General features: G+C 55.0%; 21 protein-coding genes. 8 read left to right on the plus strand and 13 right to left on the minus strand.

Annotation, left to right across the window (positions count from 1 at the left end):
• Positions 1-35: 35 nt before the first annotated feature.
• Positions 36-1,319 (minus strand): uracil permease, encoded by a 1,284-nt coding sequence (uraA, locus tag AC6I8I_RS14055; protein ID WP_312055200.1) that lies wholly within the window; start codon positions 1,317-1,319, stop codon positions 36-38.
• Between the two features lie 160 nt (positions 1,320-1,479).
• The gene (gene upp, locus AC6I8I_RS14060) at positions 1,480-2,106 is read right to left on the minus strand and encodes a uracil phosphoribosyltransferase (protein WP_031375379.1); all 627 of its coding nucleotides are present in this window, start codon (positions 2,104-2,106) and stop codon (positions 1,480-1,482) included.
• A 228-nt stretch (positions 2,107-2,334) separates the two neighbouring features.
• Here upp and purM point away from each other — a divergent pair, with 228 nt between their 5' ends.
• Positions 2,335-3,375, plus strand: coding sequence for a phosphoribosylformylglycinamidine cyclo-ligase (purM, locus tag AC6I8I_RS14065; protein WP_031375378.1), 1,041 nt, complete (start codon positions 2,335-2,337; stop codon positions 3,373-3,375).
• Positions 3,372-4,010 carry a phosphoribosylglycinamide formyltransferase gene (gene purN, locus AC6I8I_RS14070; RefSeq protein ID WP_497820390.1) on the plus strand — a complete coding sequence of 213 codons (639 nt, stop codon included), beginning with the start codon at positions 3,372-3,374 and terminating at the stop codon, positions 4,008-4,010. The genes purM and purN overlap by 4 nt, the downstream gene beginning before the upstream one ends.
• A gap of 285 nt (positions 4,011-4,295) precedes the next feature.
• Here purN and pstB read toward each other — a convergent pair whose 3' ends face one another.
• Genes pstB through AC6I8I_RS14085 form a run of 3 tightly spaced genes read right to left on the minus strand, consistent with a single transcriptional unit; the run spans position 4,296 to position 8,794 of the window.
• Positions 4,296-5,063, minus strand: coding sequence for a phosphate ABC transporter ATP-binding protein PstB (gene pstB, locus AC6I8I_RS14075; RefSeq protein WP_312055060.1), 768 nt, complete (start codon positions 5,061-5,063; stop codon positions 4,296-4,298).
• 12 nt (positions 5,064-5,075) lie between these two features.
• Positions 5,076-6,710 carry a phosphate ABC transporter permease PstA gene (gene pstA, locus AC6I8I_RS14080; protein ID WP_312055061.1) on the minus strand — a complete coding sequence of 545 codons (1,635 nt, stop codon included), beginning with the start codon at positions 6,708-6,710 and terminating at the stop codon, positions 5,076-5,078.
• Complete coding sequence (locus AC6I8I_RS14085) at positions 6,707-8,794, minus strand: ABC transporter permease subunit (RefSeq protein ID WP_312758997.1); 2,088 nt, start codon at positions 8,792-8,794, stop codon at positions 6,707-6,709. Before AC6I8I_RS14085 ends, pstA begins: the two co-directional genes overlap by 4 nt.
• Before the next feature lie 150 nt (positions 8,795-8,944).
• On the opposite strand from AC6I8I_RS14085, the gene ppk1 reads away from it, so the two are divergent.
• From ppk1 to mgtE, 5 genes are all read left to right on the plus strand, one after another.
• The gene (gene ppk1, locus AC6I8I_RS14090; protein WP_497827983.1) at positions 8,945-11,005 is read left to right on the plus strand and encodes a polyphosphate kinase 1; all 2,061 of its coding nucleotides are present in this window, start codon (positions 8,945-8,947) and stop codon (positions 11,003-11,005) included.
• A gap of 5 nt (positions 11,006-11,010) precedes the next feature.
• Complete coding sequence (ppx, locus tag AC6I8I_RS14095) at positions 11,011-12,534, plus strand: exopolyphosphatase (RefSeq protein WP_312758999.1); 1,524 nt, start codon at positions 11,011-11,013, stop codon at positions 12,532-12,534.
• A gap of 41 nt (positions 12,535-12,575) precedes the next feature.
• On the plus strand, positions 12,576-13,190 hold the full coding sequence (gene tehB / locus AC6I8I_RS14100) for a tellurite resistance methyltransferase TehB (RefSeq protein ID WP_312055065.1): 615 nt from the start codon (positions 12,576-12,578) through the stop codon (positions 13,188-13,190).
• 101 nt (positions 13,191-13,291) lie between these two features.
• Positions 13,292-13,477 carry a YfgG family protein gene (locus tag AC6I8I_RS14105; RefSeq protein ID WP_031375371.1) on the plus strand — a complete coding sequence of 62 codons (186 nt, stop codon included), beginning with the start codon at positions 13,292-13,294 and terminating at the stop codon, positions 13,475-13,477.
• 124 nt (positions 13,478-13,601) lie between these two features.
• Complete coding sequence (gene mgtE / locus AC6I8I_RS14110; RefSeq protein ID WP_497827984.1) at positions 13,602-15,035, plus strand: magnesium transporter; 1,434 nt, start codon at positions 13,602-13,604, stop codon at positions 15,033-15,035.
• A 3-nt stretch (positions 15,036-15,038) separates the two neighbouring features.
• Here the strand turns inward: mgtE and AC6I8I_RS14115 are convergent, their stop codons facing one another.
• A complete protein-coding gene (locus tag AC6I8I_RS14115) occupies positions 15,039-15,536 on the minus strand; it encodes a helix-turn-helix transcriptional regulator (RefSeq protein ID WP_069728712.1) in 498 nt (165 codons plus the stop codon).
• A 20-nt stretch (positions 15,537-15,556) separates the two neighbouring features.
• On the minus strand, positions 15,557-15,802 hold the full coding sequence (locus AC6I8I_RS14120) for a hypothetical protein (protein ID WP_072051000.1): 246 nt from the start codon (positions 15,800-15,802) through the stop codon (positions 15,557-15,559).
• A 193-nt stretch (positions 15,803-15,995) separates the two neighbouring features.
• On the opposite strand from AC6I8I_RS14120, the gene AC6I8I_RS14125 reads away from it, so the two are divergent.
• On the plus strand, positions 15,996-16,175 hold the full coding sequence (locus AC6I8I_RS14125) for a GDFGVC terminal motif YodC-like protein (RefSeq protein WP_497827985.1): 180 nt from the start codon (positions 15,996-15,998) through the stop codon (positions 16,173-16,175).
• Positions 16,176-16,208: 33 nt separating this feature from the next.
• Here the strand turns inward: AC6I8I_RS14125 and AC6I8I_RS14130 are convergent, their stop codons facing one another.
• The 6 genes from AC6I8I_RS14130 to guaB form a co-directional block, all read right to left on the minus strand.
• Positions 16,209-16,982 (minus strand): DUF3750 domain-containing protein, encoded by a 774-nt coding sequence (locus tag AC6I8I_RS14130; RefSeq protein WP_497827986.1) that lies wholly within the window; start codon positions 16,980-16,982, stop codon positions 16,209-16,211.
• Between the two features lie 342 nt (positions 16,983-17,324).
• Positions 17,325-18,704, minus strand: coding sequence for a carbohydrate porin (locus AC6I8I_RS14135; RefSeq protein WP_312759005.1), 1,380 nt, complete (start codon positions 18,702-18,704; stop codon positions 17,325-17,327).
• A gap of 338 nt (positions 18,705-19,042) precedes the next feature.
• Positions 19,043-20,722 carry a glycoside hydrolase family 43 protein gene (locus AC6I8I_RS14140; RefSeq protein ID WP_497827987.1) on the minus strand — a complete coding sequence of 560 codons (1,680 nt, stop codon included), beginning with the start codon at positions 20,720-20,722 and terminating at the stop codon, positions 19,043-19,045.
• Positions 20,723-20,784: 62 nt separating this feature from the next.
• Complete coding sequence (locus tag AC6I8I_RS14145) at positions 20,785-22,224, minus strand: MFS transporter (protein WP_312759132.1); 1,440 nt, start codon at positions 22,222-22,224, stop codon at positions 20,785-20,787.
• A 789-nt stretch (positions 22,225-23,013) separates the two neighbouring features.
• Positions 23,014-24,594: a glutamine-hydrolyzing GMP synthase gene (guaA, locus tag AC6I8I_RS14150; RefSeq protein WP_069728709.1), complete on the minus strand. Its 1,581-nt coding sequence runs from the start codon at positions 24,592-24,594 to the stop codon at positions 23,014-23,016.
• A 72-nt stretch (positions 24,595-24,666) separates the two neighbouring features.
• A complete protein-coding gene (guaB, locus tag AC6I8I_RS14155; RefSeq protein WP_312055077.1) occupies positions 24,667-26,133 on the minus strand; it encodes an IMP dehydrogenase in 1,467 nt (488 codons plus the stop codon).
• Between the last annotated feature and the right edge of the window lie 83 nt (positions 26,134-26,216).

Here is a 26,216-nt window from a genome sequence, read left to right on the forward strand (position 1 = left end):
GCGTCCCTGCCCCGATCTCAGCAAGCGACTAACGATCAGGAATCCTGGCGTTCGTCAGCTTCCAGCACCACTTCTTCCGGACGCAGCAGTGAAATCACGCGGAAGATCAGCGCTAATCCCACGCCGACGAGGGTGGCCAGCGCCATGCCTTTCAGCTCCGCCGCGCCGATATGCACCTTCGCACCGCTGACGCCGATGATCAGGATCACCGAGGTCAGGATCAGATTCTGCGCTTTGTTATAGTCCACTTTGGATTCGATCAGCACCCGGATACCGGACGCGCCAATCACCCCGTACAGCAGCAGCGAGACGCCGCCCATCACCGGCACCGGGATCGCCTGAATCGCCGCCGCCAGTTTTCCGACACACGACAGCAGAATGGCGAGGATCGCCGCGCCGCCAATCACCCAGGTGCTGTAGACGCGGGTGATCGCCATCACGCCGATGTTCTCACCGTAGGTGGTATTGGGCGTCGATCCAAAGAAACCGGAGATCACCGTTGATAAGCCATTGGCGAACATCGAGCGGTGCAGACCCGGGTCGCGGATCAGATCTTTCTTGACGATATTAGCCGTCACTACCAGATGGCCGATGTGTTCGGCAATCACCACCAGCGCCGCCGGCAGAATGGTCAGCATCGCGACCCACTCGAAGCGTGGCGTATAGAAAGTGGGCAGCGCGAACCACGGCGCGTTTTCTACCCCACGCCAGTCGACGATGCCCATAAACCACGAGAGCGTATAGCCGACCAGCACGCCGATCAGAATCGGGATAATCGCCAGGAAGCCGCGAAACAGCACTGAACCAAACACCGTCACCGCCAGCGTCACCAGCGAGATAATTACCGTGGTGCTGTCGGGCGAACTGCCCTCAGCCGGCAGCAGACCGGCCATATTCGCCGCCACGCCAGCCAGCTCCAGACCGATTACCGCGACTATCGCGCCCATCGCCGCCGGTGGAAACATCACATCCAGCCAGCCGGTACCGGCCCGTTTCACAATCAACGCCACGATACAGAACAGCACGCCGCACAGAATAAATCCGCCCAGTGCCACCTCGTAGCCCAGTGGCAACAGCAGCAGCACCGGCGAGATAAAAGCAAAGCTTGAGCCGAGATAGGCGGGAATTTTGCCCTTACAGATAAACAGATAAATCAGTGTGCCGACGCCGTTGAATAACAGTACGGTAGCCGGGTTGATGTGGAACAGAATCGGCACCAGCACCGTGGCACCAAACATGGCGAACAGATGTTGCAGACTGAGTGGAATGGTTTGCAGTAACGGCGGTCGTTCACTGACGCCAATGGCGCGACGAGTCATCATTTATCCCCTTGCGTTCGTTTTCCCCGTTGGCTGACACCCGCGCCGACGCAGCGTCACGCAGCATGCGTGACGCTGACGCCAGACGGCGGGTGTTATCCGATTGGGGATGATGCTTTTTTTGCCAAAAAAAAGCCGACTCTGCGGCCGGCTGTGCGATTTATTTGGTTCCGAAAATCTTATCCCCGGCGTCACCGAGCCCAGGAATGATGTAACCTTTGTCGTTCAGTCCCTGATCGACCGAGGCGGTGTAAAGCTCGACGTCAGGATGCGCTTTTTCCAGAGCGGCAATCCCTTCAGGTGCGGCCACCAGCACCAGCACTTTAATGCTGCTGCAACCGGCTTTTTTCAGCAGGTCGATAGTGGCGATCATCGAGCCACCGGTCGCCAGCATCGGGTCTACCACCAGCGCCAGGCGCTCTTCAATGTTCGAGACCAGCTTCTGGAAATACGGAACAGGTTCCAGGGTTTCTTCATCACGGTAAACGCCCACCACGCTGATGCGTGCGCTGGGAACATGCTCCAGCACGCCTTCCATCATGCCAAGACCGGCACGCAGAATCGGGACCACCGTAATTTTTTTACCTTTGATTTGATCGATCTGCACCGGGCCGTTCCAGCCCTCAATAGTCACTTTTTCGGTTTCCAGGTCGGCGGTGGCTTCGTAGGTCAGCAGGCTGCCTACTTCTGATGCCAGCTCGCGGAAACGCTTGGTACTGATATCATGCTCACGCATCAAGCCCAGTTTATGTTTGACCAGCGGGTGTCTGACTTCCACGATCTTCATTGGTGTTCTCCCGGAATGAGTTGAGCTAAAAAAAATCGCGGGATTATACCGCCTTTTTGCCTTCGCGCCACTTATCCTTGCGCAAGGCGGCGGCATTTACCGGGACAAAATAAGGATTGATGAAAATCGTCTGGTGCGCAATCCCGGACTCGCAAACGTTTGCCTGCGCTGGTAGAATTGCCGCGCTTTATTTAAACCACCAACCGCAACTCGCGTGGGGACCTCGCAGTGACCGACAAGACCTCTCTCAGTTACAAAGACGCCGGTGTTGATATTGATGCTGGTAACGCCCTGGTTGACCGTATTAAAGGCGTAGTGAAAAAGACGCGTCGCCCGGAAGTAATGGGTGGACTGGGCGGCTTCGGTGCGCTTTGCGCGCTGCCGCAAAAATACCGTGAACCGGTGCTGGTCTCCGGCACCGATGGCGTCGGCACCAAGCTGCGTCTGGCGATGGACCTTAAGCGCCACGATGCGATTGGCATTGACCTGGTCGCGATGTGCGTCAACGACCTGGTAGTTCAGGGCGCAGAGCCGCTGTTCTTCCTCGACTATTACGCCACCGGCAAACTGGACGTTGATACCGCTTCTGCGGTGATCACCGGCATTGCCGAAGGCTGTCTGCAGTCGGGTTGTGCTCTGGTCGGCGGCGAAACCGCTGAAATGCCGGGCATGTACCACGGTGAAGATTACGACGTGGCCGGTTTCTGTGTCGGCGTGGTTGAGAAATCAGAAATCATCGACGGCAGTAAAGTGCAGGACGGTGACGTGCTGATCGCGCTCGGCTCCAGCGGTCCTCACTCTAACGGCTACTCGCTGGTTCGTAAGATTCTGGAAGTCAGCAATACCGACCCGCTGGTTGAACAGCTGGAAGGCAAACCGCTGGCTGACCACCTGCTGGAACCGACCCGCATCTACGTGAAAAATATCCTCAGCCTGATTGAGCAGGTCGATGTGCATGCGATTGCGCACCTGACCGGCGGCGGCTTCTGGGAAAACATTCCGCGCGTGCTGCCCGACAACACCCAGGCGGTGATTGACGAGAAGAGCTGGCAGTGGCCTGCGGTGTTCAGCTGGATGCAGCAGGCGGGCAACGTCAGCCGCTTTGAGATGTACCGCACCTTTAACTGCGGCGTCGGGATGATCATCGCCCTGAGCCCGGACGAGGCGGACAAAGCCGTCGCGCTGATGCAGGCTGCCGGCGAAAAAGCGTGGAAGCTGGGCGTGATCAAGGCCTCCGATGCGGAAGAGCGTGTGGTCATCAACGGATGAAAAAGCTGGTTGTACTGATTTCCGGCAACGGAACTAACCTTCAGTCCATCCTTGACGCCTGCGCCAGCGGGCGGATTAACGGCAGCGTCGCTGCCGTTATCAGCAACCGCGCTGCGGCCTATGGCCTGACCCGGGCGCAGGAGGCGGGCATTCCCGCCAAAGCGCTGGCCGCCAGCGACTTCGCTGACCGCGACGCCTTCGATCGGCAATTGATCAACGAGATCGAGGCGTACTCGCCGGATCTGGTGGTGCTGGCAGGCTATATGCGGATCCTCAGCAGTGGGTTTGTTGCGCATTTTCATGACCGCCTGCTGAATATTCACCCTTCGCTGCTGCCGAAATACCCTGGCCTGCATACTCATCGTCAGGCGCTGGAGAATGGCGATAGCGAACACGGTACCTCAGTGCATTTTGTCACCGATGAACTGGATGGTGGCCCGGTGATCCTACAGGCCAAAGTGCCGGTATTTCCGGACGACAGCGAAGCGGAGATTACTGAGCGGGTGCAGCATCAGGAGCACGCGATCTATCCGCTGGTGATTAGCTGGTTTATCGACGGACGCCTCAGGATGCGTGACGGAAAAGCCTGGCTGGACGGTGAACCCCTGCCGCCGCAGGGTTATGCAAACGACTAACGCTCTGGCAGCAGAAGCCATCGTTTCTTCTGAAGTGCTGGCAGAATAAAGGCTCAGGGAGCCCAGGCCCGTAGTAAAGCATCGCGGGCCATGGATAAAAACGTCGGGTGCGTTTTTGAACAACGCAAAGCGTTGGCCCGGCTACGGGAGCACCTCAGGGATGAGGTGCGTAATCGCCCGCGCTGAGCCGCCACGGAGAGTGTTTTTACGTCTTTACGGAGGGCATCGGCTCCCTGAGCCGGTGCGTGATCCACACCTCACCAACCCCGCTCTTCTCCCCTTTCCTTAGCCGTAGCGGCCGGTAATGTAATCTTCGGTGCGTCGTTGTTTCGGCGCGGTAAAGATCCGATCGGTATCATCAAACTCCACCAGCGCGCCCTGATGCATAAACGCGGTATAGTCGGAGACGCGTGACGCCTGCTGCATATTGTGGGTGACCAGCACCAGCGTGAAGTGCTGCTTCAGCGTGGTCATCAGCTCTTCAATCACCAGGGTAGAGATCGGATCCAGCGCCGAGGTCGGTTCATCCAGCAACAGTACCTCCGGTTCGATAGCGATCGCCCGCGCAATCACCAGCCGCTGCTGCTGTCCGGTCGAGAGCGTCAGCGCATTTTGCCCCAGCTGATCCTTCACTTCACTCCATAACGCCGCCGCCCGCAGCGCACGTTCGCAGGCTTCGTTCAGCACCCGCCGATCGCGAACGCCCTGCAAGCGCAGGCCGTAAACCACATTTTCATAGATCGACTTCGGAAACGGATTCGGCCGCTGAAACACCATGCCGACGCGCCGACGTAGCGCGGAAAGATCCTGATCCGGCCGCATGATCGGCACTGCGCCCAGCAGCACTTCACCCTCGACCCGGCAGTGATCGATCACATCGTTCATCCGATTGAAGCAGCGCAACAGGGTCGATTTACCGCAGCCGGACGGGCCGATCAGCGCGGTAATACGGTTTTTCGGCACCTGCAGCGAAATATCCTGCAGCGCCTGGCGCTCGCCGTACCACAGTGAAAGATGATTAACGGTGAGCGCAATGTCAGTGTCGGGCGTCATAGTCATAGCCTGTTATTGAGTCATAAGGCGATAGCGTTCACGCAGGCGGTGACGCAGGCTCATCGCCAGCAAATTGAGCGACAGAATAATCACCACCAGCAGCAGCGCAGTGGCAAACACCAGCGGCCGGTCGGCTTCAATATTCGGACTCTGAAACGCCAGATCGTAAATCTGGAAGCCAAGATGCATAAATTTGCGGTCGAGGTGCAGATAGGGGAACACCGCATCGATCGGTAATTCCGGCACCATTTTCACCACCCCGACCAGCATCAGCGGTGCGGTTTCACCCGCTGCGCGTGCCACGGCGAGGATCAGTCCGGTCAGCATTGCCGGCACCGCCAGCGGCAGCACCACATGCCACAGGGTTTCCGCCTGAGTGGCACCGAGCGCCAGCGATCCCTGACGCAGACTATTGGGAATGCGCGAAAGCCCCTCTTCTGTCGCCACGATCACCACCGGCAGAGTCAGTAACGCCAGCGTTAACGCCGCCCACAGCAGGCCCGGCGTGCCGAAGGTTGGATTGGGCAGTGCGCTGGCAAAGAACAGCTGATCGAGCGTGCCGCCGACCAGCCAGACAAAAAAGCCGAGGCCAAAGACGCCATAGACAATTGAAGGCACCCCGGCCAGATTAACCACCGCAATCCGCACCAGCCGGGTCAACGCGTTGCGGCCGGCATATTCATGCAGCCAGATCGCGGCAATCACCCCAAGCGGCATCACCACAATCGACATCAGCAACACCATCAGCACGGTGCCAAAGATCGCCGGGAACGCACCGGATTCGCTGCCACCGTCAGCTGGCGAGTCGCTGACAAAGCGCCATAGCTGCTGCAGGAAATGGCGGCTTTTTTGGCCCAGCGTCATTGCGTTGGGTTTCCAGCTATCGACAATTTCCGTTAACGGAATCGTGTGGTCGATGCCGTGCACATCGCGCAGGATCAGAGCGTCGCGCTGGCTCTGCTGTTGCAGGCTGGCCAGCGTCTCACTGAGATGATCGAAACGACGCTGCAAGGCCGCCTGATTCGCCTGGTATTCCGACTGGGTCTGGAGATCAAAGCGACCGGCAGCGCGCTGCTGCGCGGCCTGCTCATCCAGCTGCTCACGCTGGCTGTTGACGCGCGCCATCTCTACCCGGCGAATCTGACTGGCCTGCCGCACCAGCAGTTGCACCTGCGCCAGTCGCTGATGCAGCAGCGCATCGGGATTGCGGGCGGTTAAGACCTCATTATCCTCGCGCAGGCCGATAAACCAGCCGTAAGCCTGGCCGTGACTGCGGCGCTGCAACACCATGATCGCTTTTGGCTGGCTGACGCTGGCCGCTTCCCGGCTGTAGACCACGCGGAAATCGGGCGCGTCCCAGTCGCGGTTGCCGGTTTTAATCAGGTAGCGATGAACCTCTCCACCGCTGTTGCCCTGCTCATCCACCGGGGCGGGAAAGCGCGGCTGATGCTCAAGGGTTTCGCCCAGCAGACGCACCTCGCGCCCGTCAGGCTGGCTGAAGCTGTAAAGGTCGACCCGCTGCGGCCAGAAAGCCCGAACGCCCTGCCAGGCCAGCAGCCCAATCAGCAGGGTAAAGGCTAACAGGCAGACCGCCACGGCACCGGCGGTTAACCAGCGCCAGCGATCGTTTTGTCGCATCACCTTCATACCTGCTCCTCCTGCTGACTGTAGCGCTGACGCAGCCGCTGACGAATCAGCTCCGCCACGGTATTGATCACCAGGGTGAACAGCAGCAGCATCAGGGCGCTGAGAAACAGGATGCGATAATGGGCGCTGCCGGCGGCGGCTTCCGGCATCTCAATGGCGATATTGGCTGACAGGGCGCGCAGTCCGCTGAACAATCCGCCCTGGCTTTGCGGCGTATTGCCGGTCGCCATCAGCAGAATCATCGTTTCCCCCACTGCGCGGCCCAGACCGATCATCAGGGCGGCAAAAATTCCGGCCGAGGCGCCTGGCAGCACCACCCGGGTCAGGGTTTGCCACGGCGTCGCGCCCAGCGCCAGCGACCCCTGCCCCAGCGCCGCAGGCACGCTGAACAGCGCATCTTCAGAGAGCGTAAAAATCAGTGGCACCAGCGCAAAGCCCATCGCCAGCGCCGCCACCAGCAGGTTGCGCTGTTCATAATCTGGTAGCCAGTCGCCTGCGTCAGGAATAAACAGCGTTGGCAACCACAACGTCAGTAAGGTAACCAGCAGCAGCAGCGGCAGCAGAATCAGCACCTCCCGGCCTGGCTGTCGCCAGCGCGCCGGTAAACGCGCGCTGAGCCCCCCGCACAGCAGCAAACTGGCGGCCAGCGTCAGCGGCAACAACAGCACACCAATCAGCGCCTGACTGATGTGCGGTGCCAGCCAGACACCGGCAATCAGTCCCACCACCACGCTCGGCAGCGCGCCCATCATTTCGATAGCCGGTTTCACCCAGCGACGCAGTCCCGGTGCCATAAAAAATGCGGTATACATGGCCGCCGCCAGCGCCAGCGGCGTGGCAAACAGCAGCGCTAAGCTGGCGGCTTTCAGCGTGCCGACCACCATCGGTACCAGGCTGAACTTGCCCTGATAGCTGTCGCCCGCTGCGGTCGACTGCCAGATCCAGTCCGGTGCCGGGTAATTTTCGTACCAGATTTTCTGCCAGAAGTTACGCCAGGTGACATCAGGCCACGGGTTATCCAGCCGCAGGGTTTGCCAGCTGCCAGCCCGCTCAATCAGCAGACTGTCGCCACGCGGCGAGAACTGCGCGTCGAGAATACCAGGCGCCAGCTGGCGCTGCAGAATCGGGCCGTCCTGTTTGCTGGCGAACAGGCGCAGCAGGCCAGTCTCACTGACGGTAGCGAACACCCGACGTTGTGATTCGGTAACCACTTTCGCCGGTCCTGCGCTGTGTGCAAAGGTCCGGATGCGTTGAAGACGCGGCCCCTGGGCACTGGCGATAGCAAACCACTGGCTGATGCCACTCTGATCCTGAATTAACAGGCTCTTACCGCCTACCAGCAGATGCAGGCTTTGCGGGCGCTGCGGCAGCGTCTGGGTTTCACGCAATCGCGCCTGATCCTCGTCGAGTTGCCAGACGCGCAGCACGTTGCCTTCGGTGGTGTAGAGCAGATCGCCTGCCGGAGAAAGTGTCAGCAGGTCCGGCGGCGGCTGCGGCAGGTCGATAGTCGCGGCATGCTGATTAGTGCCGAGCGTCAGCACCGTCAGGCCGCGGCTGGTCAGCGCGGCGATACGCCACTGCCCCGGGTGACGGGTCGCCAGAGCCATTTTTGTCACCGCGCCGTGCGGCAGGTGAAACGGTTTGTCGCCTAGCGGAAAACGCCACTGCTGTTCCGCTGTCGGTTGCATCAGCATCAGCGCGCCCTGCATATTCAGCAGCAGCGTCTGGCTGTCGGCACTGCGCACCACCTGTTGCGGTGCCGGCGATAACGCCAGCGCCGGTTCCGCCGGTTGCCCATCCAGCGGGATAAACCGTGCCGCGCCGTGCGCGCTGATACGCCAGCCGATACGACTATCATTGCCGAGCGCTAACGCTGGCGCGCGATCCCACAGCTGCTGAGTACTGGCAATCTGCAGGCCCGGTGCGCTAAACAACGGCAATACCACGCCAATCAGCCAGCAAAACAGCAGCAGCATTAACAGCAGAATCGCAATGCCACAGGACGTGACCAGCCGCCGTGTCAGACGGTCAACGGCACGACGCTTACGGTCGCTGAACTGGACTGGGATGTGGTTTACGCTCATGCGGTTCCGGTAGCAGGCTAAAACAAGCCGCTATGTTGCCCGTAGCCGGTTGATAAGACAACTATTGACGTTGGACAACGCTGCCATACTCTCGCCATAATGATCAGGGACACTGGATCTTCAGTCCTGCAACCGCTATATGGAGTGAGAATGGGTCAGGTAAAGCTTTATATTGAAAAAGAATTAAGCTGGTTATCCTTTAACGAACGGGTTTTGCAGGAAGCGGCGGACAAAAGTAATCCGCTGATTGAGCGGATGCGTTTTCTCGGTATCTACTCCAATAACCTCGACGAATTCTACAAGGTGCGTTTCGCCGACCTGAAACGCCGTATTCTGATTGGTGAAGAGCAGGGTTCCGCCAGTACGCCACGTCATTTATTTAAGAAGATCCAGCAGCGCGTCCTGAAGTCTGACCAGGAGTTTGACGCGCTGTATAACGATCTGCTGCTGGAGATGGCGCGTAATCAGATCTTCCTGATCAACGAGCGCCAGCTCTCGCCAAATCAGCAGGCGTGGCTGCGCCACTATTTCAAACACGAACTGCGCCAGCACATCTCGCCGATTCTGATCACCCATGAAACTGATCTGACCGAATTTCTGAAAGACGATTACACCTATCTGGCGGTGGAAATTATCCGTGGCGATAACATTCGTTATGCGCTGCTGGAGATCCCGTCCGATAAAGTGCCGCGTTTCATTAATCTGCCGGCTGAGCCGCCGCGTCGTCGTAAACCGATGATCCTGCTGGATAACATTTTACGTTACTGCCTGGACGATATTTTCAAAGGCTTTTACGATTACGACGCGCTGAACGCTTACTCGATGAAGATGACGCGTGACGCCGAGTACGATCTGGTGACGGAGATGGAATCGAGCCTGCTGGAGCTGATGTCGTCCAGCCTGAAGCAACGACTGACCGCCGAGCCGGTCCGCTTTGTCTACCAGCGCGACATGCCTGATTCGATGGTGGAACTGCTGTGCCACAAGCTCTCAATCTCCAACTTCGACTCCATATTGCCCGGCGGACGCTACCACAACTTTAAAGACTTCATCGGTTTCCCGAACGTCGGCAAAAACAACCTGGTGAACCGGCCGCTGCCGCAGATTCGCCATATCGGATTTGATGGCTTCCGCAACGGCTTTGATGCCATTCGCGATCGCGATGTGCTGCTCTATTATCCTTACCATACCTTTGAGCACGTGCTGGAACTGCTGCGTCAGGCGTCGTTCGACCCCAGCGTGTTAGCCATTAAAATCAATATCTATCGCGTCGCCAAGCACTCACGCATCATGGATGCGATGATCCATGCGGCCTATAACGGCAAAAAAGTGACGGTGGTGGTTGAGCTGCAGGCGCGCTTTGATGAAGAGGCGAACATCTACTGGGCTAAGCGCCTGACTGAAGCGGGCGTGCACGTAATTTTCTCTGCGCCGGGGCTAAAGATTCACGCCAAGCTGTTCCTGATTTCGCGCCGTGAAGGTGAAGAGATTGTGCGTTACGCGCATATCGGGACCGGCAACTTCAACGAAAAAACCGCCCGCCTCTATACCGACTACTCGTTGCTGACCGCCGATGCGCGCATCACCAACGAAGTGCGCCGGGTGTTTAACTTTATCGAGAACCCTTACCGGCCGGTCACCTTCGATCATCTGATGGTGTCGCCGCAGAACTCACGCCGGATGCTGTATGAGTTGATCGATAACGAAATCGCCAATGCGCAGCAGAAAAAGCCGTCCGGCATTACTCTGAAAATCAACAATCTGGTGGACAAAGGACTGGTTGACCGGCTTTATACAGCCTCCAGCGTGGGGGTTAAGGTCAATCTGCTGGTCCGCGGCATGTGCTCATTAATTCCCGATTTGCCGGGGATCAGTGAAAATATTCGCGTCATCAGTATCGTTGACCGTTATCTGGAGCACGATCGCGTCTATATTTTTGACAATGGCGGCGATAAAAAAGTGTTCCTCTCCTCGGCTGACTGGATGACGCGTAACATTGATTACCGCATCGAAGTGGCGGTGGCGATTCTCGATCCACGTATTAAGCAGCGCATACTCGACATTATTGCTATTCAGTTAAGTGATACGGTAAAAGCCCGCATCGTCGATAAAGAGTTGAGTAACCATTACGTCCAGCGCGGCAATCGTCGCAAAGTGCGATCGCAGCTGGCCATTTATGATTACATCAAGAACCTGGAACAACCTGAATAAATCCTATGCCAATTTCCCATAAAAGTACGCCAAAACCCCAGGAGTTTGCGGCGATCGACCTCGGATCGAACAGCTTCCATATGGTCATCGCCCGGGTGGTGGATGGCGCGATGCAGGTATTGGGTCGCCTGAAACAGCGCGTCCATCTGGCTGACGGGCTGGATGCCAGTAATCGCCTGAGCGAAGAGGCGATGGAGCGGGGATTAACCTGCCTGGCGCTGTTCGCGGAACGTCTGCAGGGATTCAGCCCGAGCAATGTCACTATTGTCGGCACCCATACGCTGCGCCAGGCGGTCAACGCCGAAACCTTTTTGCAACGGGCCGCCGAGGTGATCCCCTACCCGATTGAGGTGATTTCAGGTCATGAAGAGGCCCGTCTGATCTTTATGGGCGTGGAGCATACTCAGCCGGAGAAAGGTCGCAAGCTGGTGATTGACATCGGCGGCGGGTCAACCGAACTGGTGATTGGCGAGGATTTTGAGCCGCAGCTGGTGGAAAGCCGCCGCATGGGTTGCGTCAGTTTCGCGCAGCTCTATTTCCCCAACGGTGAAATCAGCCGCGAGAATTTCCGTCGCGCCCGCTTAGCCGCCGCGCAGAAGCTGGAAACGCTGGCGTGGCAGTATCGCCTGCACGGCTGGCAATATGCGCTGGGCGCGTCCGGCACCATCAAAGCCGCCTGCGAAGTGCTGCAGGCGATGGATGAGAAAGAGAAGCTGATTACGCCTGAACGTCTCGACAAATTGTATGATGAAGTGATTAAGCACAAGTCATTTGCCGCGCTGAGTCTGCCAGGCCTGTCGGAAGAACGTAAAGGGGTGTTTGTACCGGGACTGGCGATTCTGTGTGGCGTGTTCGACGCGCTGGCGATTCGCGAGCTGCGCCTCTCCGATGGCGCGCTGCGCGAAGGCGTGCTGTACGAAATGGAAGGCCGCTTCCGCCATCAGGATATCCGCAGCCGCACCGCGCAGAGTCTGGCGAATCATTACGCGATTGACAGCGATCAGGCGCGACGCGTGCTCGACACCACCGAACAGCTCTATCTACAGTGGCGCGATCAGAATCCCAGGCTGGCAAATCCGCAACTGGCGGCGCTGCTGAAGTGGGCGGCGATGCTGCATGAAGTCGGGCTGACCATCAACCATAGCGGTCTGCAGCGCCATTCAGCCTACATTCTGCAAAACACCAATATGCCTGGCTTTAATCAGGATCAGCAAATGCTGCTGGCGGCGCTGGTAAGATTCCATCGGAAAGCGGTGAAACTCGATGAGTTGCCGCGGGTGACGCTGTTTAAGAAGAAGCAGTTCGTGCCGCTGATTTTCCTGTTGCGTCTGGGTACCCTGCTGAATAATCAGCGCCAGGCCACTACGCGGCCGGATACCCTGGAGCTGAAGTGCGACGACGGTCACTGGACGCTGATTTTCCCCGCGGGCTACTTCAGTCAGAACACTCTGGTGCAGCTCGATCTCGAGCGCGAACAGGGTTACTGGAACGACGTCACCGGATGGAAACTGATCCTCGAAGAGGCCTGATAACGTGGGTGCCTGGCACCCATTTAACTGAACTGATAATCATGACACAACATACCGAACGTCTGCGTGACGAACACTATTTCGCCGAAACCTACGGCCTGACGCCGCCCCACTCTGAAGTCGTGGCGGCGCTGCCCCAGCTCAACGTCGGTAAGGCTCTCGACCTCGGCTGTGGCGGCGGACGTAATACGCTGTATCTTAATCAGCACGGTTTCGACGTCACCGCCTGGGATCATAATCCGCAGAGCCTGGCGCGTCTGCACGATATTATCGAGCGGGAAGGTCTGAGCGGTATCCATACCGAACAACGCGATCTGAACCAGACCCGCTTTAACGGTGGCTACGATTTTGTCCTGTCGACCGTGGTGATGATGTTCCTGCAGCCGCAGAGCATTCCGCAGCTGATTGCTGATATGCAGGCCTGCACGGTGAAGAACGGCTACAACCTGATCGTGGCGGCGATGAACACCGACGATATGCCGTGCCCGGACGATTTTACCTTTGCGTTTAAATCGGGTGAGCTGAGCAATTACTACCGTAACTGGCATATCGTGAAGTACAACGAAAATCCTGGCCAGCTGCACCGCAAAGATGAACATGGCAATCGCATTAACTGCCGCTTCGCCACGCTGCTGGCGCAAAAAGCCAGTTACTGATCTTTGCCTGCTGTTTTTTTCAACAGCGATTGATTTCGTCTGGCGACTGTGACTAAATGTTGCGGTCGCCCAGCTTTGGGTCATTACAGGAACCACCCCGCGTGAACAGCGCTATTTCTCCCCGAAGACGTCAAAAGACCGGCACCATGACCCGTATCGTGTTGCTGATCAGTTTTATCATTTTGTTTAGCCGCCTGATTTTTATCCTGCCTGCTGCCTTCGAACATCATCAGCAACAAAAATCGCTGCCTGAACCGGTTGCCGTCAGTTCTGGCGATACGCGTTAGCGAACACGACTTTTTCGCCTGAAAAACTGCCCCGCCGTCCGGTTGACTGCGCCATTTTTTGCATCCCTTTTTCAGGCGAAACGCTACACTTCGTGCTGGTGCTTACAGACTAAAGGGATTCAATGTGTCTGCCTCACACTCTCAACGTTTAAGTGAAATACGTCATCGCATTCTGACGCTGCTGCTCAACGAGCACGATCTGGTTGATGCGTTACTGGATAAATCCAGCGACCTCACTCCTGAACAGCAACGTGAAAATGCGACCCAGCGTGACGCGCTGGAACAGGATATTCGTCAGCTGCACGCTGCCGACCTTGCCGATATCCTGGAAGCATTACCGGAAGAAGAACGTCAGGCGCTGTGGCGACTGGTGCCGAACGAACGGCGCGGTCTGGTGCTGGTGGAGGCGTCAGAAACCGTCTGGGCCAGCCTGACCGAAGAGATGAGCGATCGCGATATTCTGCGTGCCATCGAACCGCTGGATATTGATGACCAGGTGTGGCTGGCGCGTTATCTGCCCCGTGACCTGACGGGCCGCCTGCTGGCGACCGTGGAACCGGGCCTGCGCGCCCGCATGCTGAGCGTGGTGGAGTTTGACCGCGACCGCGTCGGTCGGGTGATGGATTTCAATATCCTGACGGTGCGTGACGACGTGACGCTGGCCACGGTACAGCGCTATCTGCGTAAGCACAAAAGCATGCCGGGCGGCACCGATAAAATCTTTATCACCAATGACGATAATCTGCTGCTTGGCGAACTGCTGCTGACCGATATTCTGCTGAACAAGCCGAAAACGCTGGTCAGTGAGGTAATGAATGCCCGCCCCACCACCTTCCAGCTTAACGATAAGGCGGAAGATGCCGCCAGCGCCTTCGAACGTTATAACCTGATCTCCGCGGCCGTTACTGATGCAAAGGGCCGCCTGATTGGCCGTATCACTATTGAAGACATTATCGATTTGGTGAATGCCGAAAACGAAAGCAATATCCGTAAAATGGGCGGTATCAGTCAGGAAGAGGACGTGTTTGCGCCGGTGCGGAAGTCAGTGCGTAAACGCTGGGCATGGCTGGCGATTAATCTCTGCACCGCCTTTGTCGCCTCGCGAGTGATTGGGCTGTTTGAAGGCACTATCTCGCAAATCGTGGCGCTCGCCACTCTGATGCCGATCGTCGCTGGCATCGGCGGCAATACCGGTAATCAAACCATCACCATGATTGTGCGTGCTCTGGCGCTACATCAGGTTGAGCCGGGAAACTTCTCGTTCCTGATTGTCCGTGAACTCGGCGTGGCGCTGATCAACGGCCTGTTCTGGGGCGGGATTATGGGCGGCATCACCTGGCTGATGTATGACAACCTGGCGCTGGGTGGCGTGATGATGCTGGCGATGGCGCTGAATCTGCTGCTGGCAGCGCTGATGGGCGTGCTGGTACCGCTGGTGATGACCAAAATGAAGCGCGATCCCGCCGTCGGCTCCAGCGTATTGATCACCGCTATCACCGACACCGGCGGTTTCTTTATCTTCCTGGGACTGGCTACCCTGTTCCTGCTGCCGCACTGAGCCTCAGGCGCGGCCCGGGTTGCATTGTAATGCTCGCTTGAGATTACGCTGGCGCGTCACCTGCGCCAGTTCACCGATGGCGGCTGGCAGCGCATAGGTGCCGCGCTGGCTTAACCACTTCAGCACATCGTCCAGATGCCAGATGGCGGTTTTGCCGTCATGCACCGGCAACGGAAACGGCGGGCGATGGCTGAGCATCAGTTTGCGCATATTCTGCCGCGACATGCCGGTTAATTCCGCCACATCCGTCAGTCCGACAAAATCGGGCGCGGCTTCCGCCAGCATGGCACCGGGTATGGCGCCGATGACCTCCGCTTCGGCGCGCATCAACGCCTCACTGGCAGAAGAGGCTTCACGGCTAAACTCCAGCGCAATTCTGCCAGGTACGCCGAGCCCGACCAGCGCATCATCACAGCCCGCCAGTGCCAGATTCTCCAGCATCTCATCCTGCGTGGCGTGCTCCGCTGGCAGGCTAAATCGTAAAGTAAAACGGTATTCCATGAGCCGCTCCTTTTGCTGTGTCAGGCCGTAAGAAAGTGACAATGATCAACCACGCGGCGCAGGGCATTGGCATGGTTTTGCGCACTCTTCGGCGTACTCCAGATGCAGGTCAGACAAAACTCGCCGCACCGACAGGTCATCAGGTTTTTCGGACAGTACATCTTGCCCCACGCATGATGGCCGCCCGGTACTACCCGCCATCCATGGGATTCGGCGTAACATAAAGCCGATTCAATCTCTTTACTGTGATGTCGCTTTCTGACCATTTGAGCCTCTAGCGTGACGTGAAACCAGTGGGTTGTCAACTGACAACTTGTTAAAGTGGAGATTATGCGGCTCAGCATGGGCAGACTTTTTCTCGCGGTAAAACAGTCAGGGTATAAACTGGAAAACGGCACGCAAAAAATCATCAACAGTGGATTTATGCGACCAGAATGAACAACAAACTATGGAGGCAACATGTTTAAACCGGATGATTTTGTCCAGTCAAAGACCGGCGGTCCAAAAATGCAGGTGCTGCGAGTTGAAGGCGAGACTTTGTGGTGCGCACGCACAGACGATGCGACCAAAAAAGAGATTGAAGTGAAGGCTGATAGCGTGAATCTGTATCACGAAGAAGGTGACTTCGGCGTCTGCTGATAAAAACTGGCCCCGATGAACGGGGCCGGACTGTTACGGGTTATTCTGTTGAAGGTTGTCGTGGCCGAGGCCGCCGATAAACGGCAGACGTAACCGGAAAGGCGTGAAATCCAGCCCCATGTTTAACCCCAGCAGGTTCACTTCAAAGCCCTCTTCTGCGCCGACTGTCACGCCCGCCACGCCCAGTATTGACACCTGCAATCCGCGTCCCGATGGCGGTAACCCAATCGGACGCCACAGCGGTCGGTAATCTTTGCCGAGCGCATTAGCGGGCAGATCAAGCTTCAGTGCCGGTACCTCACGGCCAATGTGTGCCAGAAAGGTATTACTGTTGGGCCCCGGCCAGGCGTGATAGGTGGTCGGCCACGGGTAGGATTTAATTGCTGCTTCAATCTGCGGGATCATCGCTTCCGCCGCCGGACCGCGGTGTTCCACCAGCAGGCGCGGTTTCGCACCATACCAGTAACCGTCCGGGATATTGGTGTTGCGGCGGACTTTATCGCCGCTGCCCCAGCTAATCACCTCATAACGGTTATACCGGCTTTCGCCCGCACGCTTGAAAATGATCCACGGATGAACCGCAACTGCACCTTTCCAGCCATAGGTCGGCGCGGCATAGACCTGAACGATAGCGAGGTTGGCTATAGCGCGCGGATCGGGCGCCATACCGGCCGAATCACGGCGGGCCGACCACCAGCCCCCCTTTTCGCTGTTATCACTGTGGCGTGTGGCCTGCGCGATGCTGGCACCCAGCGATAACAGTAAGACGGCAACAAAAAACAGGCTGAACACTTTAAGTGAAAGCATGACAACATTCCTGAAGACAAAAAATGGCAACGCCTGCTGAGCAGACGGATTCACAAGGGGCGGCTTTGGGATAGTGAGCGAAAGCGGCGGGTAAAGGCTGGCGACAAGTCTGGCGCGCGTCTCTCTACTGCAGAGCAGAATAGCGCAAATTTCGTCAAAGTGAACAATAAAACGCCAGCGGCGGCCGGGGATGCGCTGAAAGGTTAAAACTGCGGGCAGAATGACCTGTCCGGCCGGCAGCAACCCGTAAAAAGCCCGCTGTGCGGCGGGCTTAAGAACACTCAGGATTCAGTCGGTGGTATGTCGCTCCATTCCGGCAGGCAGGGGGGTTAATAAGCTCACTTAGAACCATGCCTCAAACATGCCGCCGACGTTCAGCGAATCCAGCTGCTCGTTGCTGGCACCATCGACTCTGGTGATATGCGTGTTGTCCACCTGACCGCCAGTCACATAGAAGCGCAACATCGGACGGAATTCAGGCCCCATGCCAATGGCTATGTTCTGCGATAACGTCAGCTTCCAGCCTTTGTTATCGCCGCCCCGATCGTAATCCACCCGCTGGTAGCCAGCTTCCAGCCAGGTTGAATGCACGTCGTTCCAGAAATACATCGGTCGTACAATGGCAGCATAATTTTTACGGTTGTCGGTGTTGTCTTTGCCGTCATCGTAGTCATGGAAGGCCAGCAAATATTCGAGCTGCGCCTGCCGGGTAAACTTATGACTGCCCTCGAAGCTGGCATAGACCGTGGTCAGATCGTCCGTTTTGTTGTAGACGCTGTTATCTGCGTTATCGGAATAGCGCAAAATGACTTTATTCACTCCGCTGTCGTTAGTGTGGCTCAGCACCAGACCGCCCTGCCAGGCATCAAGCTGCTCATCGTTGTCTATCGCTTTCGAGTCAAAGCCGTAGTTAGCGTACACTTCGACGTCAATCGGCCCGGCCTTGATGCCGTGGGTTTTGGTGGTCAGCGCATAATGACCGTCATCACCGGTGTCGGAGCTACCGGTACAGGTGATACGTGAAGGGTTAGTCTCATCGGCCGACACTTCCGGGCTACAGGATTTCACCTGCGACACCGTTGCCACGTCAAACTGAATACCGCCAATATCAAAATTTTTCACCCCGGCCCCCTGGCCGTCATGGTTCATCCAGAAGTAGTCGTTGATCCCCTGTTGCGGACGTTGATGGAAATCACGGCCAGCCCAGATATAGGCATTCGGGTTCGATTCGAGGACGTTAGTAACGCCTACATAGGCCTTTTTCAGGTTCACTTCGTCGCTCCAGTGGTCAAACATGACATTAAGATCCCAGATAGCCCCTCTGTCGCTTTTGAAGGCTTTGCTTAACTGGAATTCACCGCCGTTACTTTCGTTACCCAGACGGCCGATAGCCGAGGCGCCGTTATAGGATCCGTCGACGCCAACATATTTCTGGTCGCCCGTCTGGAAGTGGGCGCCGTAACGGGCGTAACCGCTGAATTTAAGACCAAATGGAATTTCTAAATCCGGGGAGGCTGCAGTGGTTTGCGGGTTGGTAATAACGTCGACATTTTTATCGGCGGCAGCAGTGATTTTTGCCTGCCTCTCGGCCAGGGCTTTATCAACCGCTTTGGCGACAATGGCGTCAATCTGTTCCTGAGTAAATTCCTGTGCCAGAACGGAAACCGGGCACAGTGCGGTAATTATCGCCAATGCTAAAGGGCGTGTTTTTAAACTTTTCATGGCTATCTCAATTTAATTATATCTTCAGACAATAACCATCCTGTTTCGGTATTAACAGAAACAACTCTACCAAAACAAGTGGATTTTATTTTTTTATTTCGCAGAGGTAAAATTAAATAATTAGCGTAATAGGTGTCTCCGTAGTCAGAATGATCAAACAGGATGGTTGATAAAGGCAGATACTCTATTCCATTCGTTCACTCGCCAGCAAAGCGTTGATTGGTGAGTTCTGTGCGTACAGTCAATCAAGCTCTCAGGCTGGTGCGTTCTTCAGGTGCAACGCCCCCTTAGCATCAAGGCTGGCGTTGCACTTATTGTCTGAGTTCAGACTTTATTATTTAATTAAATCGTGACTCACTGGCTTCCCAGTTGTACCTGTTATTTTCAAGTAGGAAATCGCCAAGCTCCTGATAACTGAAATGATAAAATTCTGCGCTGGCTGCATAACCTGAATAATCAACCACAGCGAGGCCAACAAATGCGCCAGTAAAGAACCCACCATAACTTTGCAGTACATAATCATCTGAAAGAATAGCCGAATCTAATTTGACAGGGATTTCAGTGAAACTGACGCCATCAAAACTATATTCGTAGGTATAAGTTTCCTTCCGAACCCTGGTGCGAAACCAGACATACTGCGTATCCTCTGGGATCTTAATGGCATCATCTTTCAAATAGGATGTGTATTTACCACGGTTATTCTCACCAATTTCAATAACTGACCCATTAATTTCATTCCAGGTAATAAAAATAAAACTCCAATGGCGGTCGTTGTAATAATGGGTTAATCCCGCCATTTGCTGATAATTAAATGGCTCAAATTTGACTTTAACCTGCGCATCAAAATAAAAGGCTTGCCAGCGTCGGGCAATCAGCGATAGGTCATGAGTATTGGCTAACGATCCCTGGCCTGTTAAGGTTAACTTTCCATCGCCCGTCGATCCCATTTTTTCGCTGAACGGGACCCGGAGCGTATTCCAGTTGAGATCGAGTGTCGTTGTTATAAACTCATCGTACTGGCTATGATCTCCTGTGCTTTCGGTATAAATCGCATCGGTTGGACCTTCGACAAACGTCCGTCCACCGTGACCTCCTGCAATGCGTGGCCAGCCATCTTTATCCCAATACACTTTCTGAATAGAGGTTTCTCTTCCCAGGGTAGACCAGCCACGCGGGTCGTAGGCGGACTCACCGGCACGATTCCACGGACGCGCGCAAAGTGAAGCATAATACCATTCCCCTTTCGGGGTGGAGACCAGCGAGCCGTGCCCCTGCTTTTGGATATAGCTGTCTGGCGTATCAAAATTGGTTAAGAACACTTCACCGGGCTGTGTTTCAAAACTATTGGCATCTAATGTTTTTGAACGCGCCACAACTTCCTGGTGAGTGAAAACGGTTCCGCCCTGAGCGGCAAAAAGGTAATAATATCCGTTCAGTTTGTAGAGATGTGGCCCCTCAACCAGGGCAACAGCAGTGCCGCGATAAATCGTTCGCGCAGTCTGGGGTTTTAATTTCAGCGTCTGTGTATCAAGCTCAGTTAACGTGATGCCATCAAAAGGATGATGATACTCCCGATGATCCCAGGTTTGTTGAACGATATATTTACGGCCATCATCATCATGGAAAAGTGAGGCGTCAAAGCCGACACCATTCAGTTTAATCGGATCTGTCCATGGACCACGAATATTAGTGGCTGTAGTCAGATAATTCGTCATGTCTTTAAAGGCGCCTTCTGTAACTTTCACATCGGTATAAACTAACCAGAACTTGCCATCCGCATAAGAAAGCGCTGGCGCCCAAATCCCGCCGGAGGAAGGATTTCCTTTCATATCTAAAAGCGCGGTTGTTGATAAGGGGGCTGGGAGAAGGTTCCAGTGTTCCAGGTCTTTTGACTCATGTAAACGAACACCCGGGAACCATTCAAATGTAGAGTTTGCAATATAGTAGGTGTCTTCTACCCGGATAATGCTCGGGTCAGCATTAAATCCAGGTAAGATAGGGTTTTGAATCAGAGACATATAATCACACCTTTTTAAGTTTAAGCTGTATATCTTTTGAATGTTATCGTGACTTATTCAACCTACACACGTACTTCATCAAGCTGACGATTGATGTCTGTGACATGTTTGTCTGAGATGGGATAAACCTGAATGATGATCATTGAAACGGCAGCTAACATTATGGGGACCCAAATCGCTGTAATAATTATTCCATCGATAGCATTTGCACTTTGCTGAGCCCCTTTTTCGTTAAAACCATAGGCTGCCAGTAACCAAAGTGGAATCGCGCCACCCAGGGTAAAACCGATTTTAAAAAACAGTCCCATAATGGCATTAATAATGGCAGCGTTTCGCTTTCCTGTTTTTAATTCGCCATATGCAACAACTTCAGGGACAAGCGCCCACATAAAGCCGGTCGCTGAACTTAATCCCCACTGCTTAATGAATGTTGAGATATAAGCCAGCCAAAGTGCATCATGCATTGCTTCGCGTGACCAGACGTACGTCAGTAGTTCACCGACAATAAACATGCCGAGGAACAGATGGAAGAAGCCTTTTTTGCCAAAAATTTTCTTCAGCCTGGGCCAGAAAACAGGGAAGACAATACCGGGAATTGAGGCGACCAGGCCGATAGCACCCATCCACTCTGAGTGGCCAACAACATATTGGTTGAAAAAGCCATTTACGGTATTCATGAAAAACATGAAGGTAAAGGCCAGCATAAAAAACAGTCCGAGGATGACCAGCGGCCGATTATGTCTGAGTTCATGGAACAAATCTGTTGCTTTTACGTTGGCGGTTTGTTCTGCCGTCGCAACAACACGTTCTTTAGTAAATTTATAACAGATGAAAAGAGCCACTGCGCCGATCAGCATATAGATTGCGTAAACCCCAAACCACGCGTAGCTAGCTGAGGGATCGGTATAGTTGCCCATATTGAGTTCAAGGCCAAAGAAACCGGTATCTTTCAGGCTTCGATCTTTCGGCGAAGCCATTTGTACAAACATTGGGAATAGCGTATAGACCAGAAGATTGGCACTATTAGCCAGCATCATACGTGTGCTGGTCAGTTTATCAATAGATTCAGGATCTCTGGTTAGGGAAGCGTTAAGTGAACCATACGGAATATTCACTACGGAATAAACCAAATCCAGGGCTAAATAAACCACAAATGCAAAAGGGACAGAACCCTGGATAGCGGGAATGGGAGCAAAAAGTAGAGCAGAAAGAATAACCAGCGGAACCCCTGCTCTTAAAAGCCAGGGACGATATTTGCCGGCAAGTGAGCTTCTTTTATCAACGTAAGTCCCGACCATCGGGTCCCATAACACGTTAACAATACGGACAAAAAGAAATATAAACCCGGCTGTGGCTGTACTGATTGTATTTACAGTCAACATGTGAAGCGCCAGAAAGCCACCTATGGTACCGAACACCAGGTTTTGCGCAAAGTCGCCCATTCCATAACCAATACGCTCTCCGCGGGTTAATTTATGATATTCATCATGCCGGCTTTGCATTATGTTATTGCTCATTCTGGTCCGATCTCCGGTTCTTTTGTCTGGGTGGAACACTTTCTGACACAACTAACCCAGGAGAATCTATTACGTTTTTGAACTAATTAATTATGTTTTTTTATTAATGTGATCATCAAAACAAAAGTCATTTAGCGGTGCATAAGGGTTGTCTGACCATGCATTGACGATATTTCAAGCAAATCAACTACCATACTAAATAGACAATTATTTAGCTTTACCTAATCTCTGTGATAAAGCAAAATCAATATCTAAGCGTAATTTTGCGGCATAGCTCACACTTGATAATTATCTCAATACAAGAGTGAAATAACGTAATTGAGCCACCAGCGATGAAAACAGAGGATAGGTAACAATCCTTTATTTAGCGCATTCTTAATTACGGAGTTCTTTATGCAAACTCAGGCGACGCCTACCCTTGTTTCTATGCCAAATGATAAGTCAGCGCCAAAAGCCGGTTTAACGTAGCGCGACTCATTAGTCGTATCGGAATCGTAGTGCGAAGGAAGGATATAATCCGTGCTACCGGCAAAGGTTTTTGTGAGCAATCACCCGGCTGGCTGAAAAGAAAAATTTAATAAGGTCATTACGGTCATTACGGTCATTACGGTCATTAACGTTAGAGCGTTGCTCCTGAATGTCATTGAAAAAACCGTGCTTCCCGTTGCTAACCGCTGCCAGAAAGTGCCAGACACAAAAACAAAAAAGCCCGCAGTTACGCGGGCTTAGAGGGGCTTTACTGCTTAACCGTGCCGGCTGTTGCCAGACGCGAAATCATTCCCACTCGATGGTCGCCGGTGGCTTGCCGCTGATGTCATACACCACGCGGGAGATGCCGTTGACTTCATTGATGATGCGGTTAGAGACGCGGCCGAGGAATTCATACGGCAGGTGCGCCCAGTGTGCAGTCATGAAGTCAATGGTTTCCACTGCACGCAGTGAAACCACCCAGTCATATTTGCGGCCATCGCCCATCACACCGACCGAACGTACCGGCAGGAAGACGGTGAAGGCCTGGCTGACCTTGTTGTAAAGATCGGCTTTGTGCAGTTCTTCAATGAAGATCGCATCGGCACGGCGCAGCAGGTCGCAATATTCTTTCTTCACTTCGCCCAGCACGCGCACGCCCAGACCTGGGCCCGGGAACGGATGGCGATAAAGCATATCGTACGGCAGGCCCAGCTCCAGACCGATCTTGCGCACTTCATCTTTGAACAGCTCTTTCAGCGGCTCAACCAGTCCCATCTTCATCTCTTTCGGCAGGCCACCGACGTTATGATGCGATTTGATGACGTGCGCTTTACCGGTGGCAGAGGCGGCCGATTCAATCACGTCCGGATAGATAGTGCCCTGTGCCAGCCACTTAACGTCCTGCAGTTTCAGCGCTTCTTCGTCAAAGACTTCCACAAAGACGCGACCGATGGTTTTACGCTTAGCTTCTGGTTCATCAATACCCGCCAGTGCATCCAGGAAGCGCATCTCAGCCGGCACATGGATGATGTTGAGACCAAAGTGGTCGCCAAACATGTCCATCACCTGTTGCGCTTCGTTCAGGCGCAGCAGACCGTTATCCACGAATACGCAGGTCAGACGATCGCCGATGGCGCGGTGCAGCAGCATCGCGGTCACAGAGGAGTCAACGCCGCCGGACAGGCCAAGGATGACCTTGTCATTGCCGACTTGCTCACGCAGGCGCTCAACCGCATCTTCAATGATCTTAGCCGGCGTCCACAGTGCTTCACATTCACAGATATCGATAATGAAACGCTCAAGCATCCGCAGCCCCTGACGGGTATGGGTCACTTCCGGGTGGAACTGCACGCCGTAGAAACGCTTCTCTTCGTTGGCCATGATGGCAAACGGACAGGTTTCGGTGCTGGCAACGGTGACGAAGTCAGCCGGAATGGCGGTCACTTTGTCGCCGTGGCTCATCCAGACATCCAGCAGCGGTTTACCGGCGGCGCTGATCGCGTCTTCAATACCGCGTACCAGCGCGCTTGGGGTGGTCACTTCAACCTGCGCATAACCGAACTCACGCTCGCTGGAACCGGAGACTTTACCGCCCAACTGCATCGCCATGGTCTGCATGCCGTAGCAGACGCCCAGCACCGGCACACCAGCGCTGAAGACATATTCAGGCGCACGCGGGCTGTTCAGCTCGGTGGTGCTTTCCGGACCGCCAGAGAGGATGATGCCGCTCGGATTGAACTGGCGAATCTGCTCTTCGGTCACGTCCCATGCCCAGAGTTCACAGTAGACACCCAGTTCGCGCACGCGACGTGCCACCAGCTGAGTATATTGAGAGCCGAAATCGAGAATCAGAATGCGATGCTTATGGATATTTTCCGTCGTCATTGAGGGGTTTCCAGAACGGTGACTTGATAAATAAAAGCGCCCGGCTGAAGCCGGGCGGGAAATCTTACGGGATTACGATCCCATGCGGTAGTTCGGTGACTCTTTGGTAATGGTCACATCGTGGACATGGCTTTCGTTGATGCCGGCACCGCTGATGCGGACAAATTCCGCTTTGGTGCGCAGGTCATCAATGGTCGGGCAGCCGGTCAGGCCCATACAGGAGCGCAGTCCGCCCATCTGCTGGTGTACGATCTCTTTCAGGCGGCCTTTATAGGCCACGCGGCCTTCGATGCCTTCCGGCACCAGTTTGTCGGCGGCGTTATCAGTCTGGAAGTAACGATCAGATGAGCCTTTCGACATCGCGCCCAGTGAACCCATGCCGCGATAAGATTTGAACGAACGGCCCTGATAGAGTTCGATTTCGCCCGGCGATTCTTCGGTTCCGGCCAGCATAGAACCAACCATCACGCAGGATGCACCCGCAGCAATTGCTTTAGCGATGTCGCCAGAGAAGCGGATACCGCCATCGGCGATGACCGGAATACCGGTGCCTTCCAGTGCAGCTACCGCATCAGAAACGGCGGTAATCTGCGGCACGCCGACGCCGGTGACGATACGGGTAGTACAGATGGAGCCCGGGCCGATACCGACTTTCACGGCGCTGACGCCCGCGTCTACCAGCGCCAGTGCGCCAGCACCGGTCGCCACGTTGCCGCCAACGATTTCAAGGTCAGGATATTTGGCGCGGGTTTCACGAATACGTGACAGCACGCCTTCGGAATGGCCGTGCGAGGAGTCAATCAGCAGCACGTCAACACCAGCCGCAACCAGCGCATCGATACGCTCTTCGTTACCGGCACCGGCACCCACGGCGGCACCGACACGCAGACGGCCCTGCGCATCTTTACAGGCGTTAGGTTTACGTTCGGCTTTCTGGAAATCTTTTACGGTGATCATGCCCAGCAGATGGAAGCTGTCATCCACCACCAGTGCTTTTTCAACGCGCTTTTCGTGCATTTTGTGCAGCACTACGTCGCGCGCTTCACCCTCTTTCACCGTCACCAGACGATCTTTCGGGGTCATCACCGCAGATACCGGCTGGGAGAGGTCAGTAACAAAGCGAACGTCACGACCGGTAATGATGCCGACCAGTTCGTTGTCGCGGTTTACTACCGGGTAACCGGCAAAACCGTTACGCTCGGTTAGCGCTTTCACGTCGGCCAGCGGTGTAGTTGGCAGCACGGTTTGTGGCTCAGTCACCACGCCGCTTTCATGTTTCTTCACCTTGCGCACTTCGTCCGCCTGGCGTTCAATTGACATGTTTTTGTGAATGAAGCCAAGACCACCTTCCTGCGCCAGCGCAATCGCCAGACCCGCTTCGGTCACGGTGTCCATTGCAGCGGAGAGCATCGGAATATTTAAACGGATGTTTTTGGTCAGCTGAGTGCTGAGATCGGCCGTATTCGGCAGGACGGTGGAGTGTGCAGGAACGAGCAAAACGTCGTCGAAAGTGAGTGCTTCTTTAGCGATTCTTAACATGGCAATACTCCACCTCGGGTGAATGAGAATAGATAAAATATTGCCGCGGCATTATACAGGCCGTAACCGATTGCCTCCAGCAT

This window comes from Pantoea sp. X-Soil-YNGN-775 (assembly GCF_059730575.1).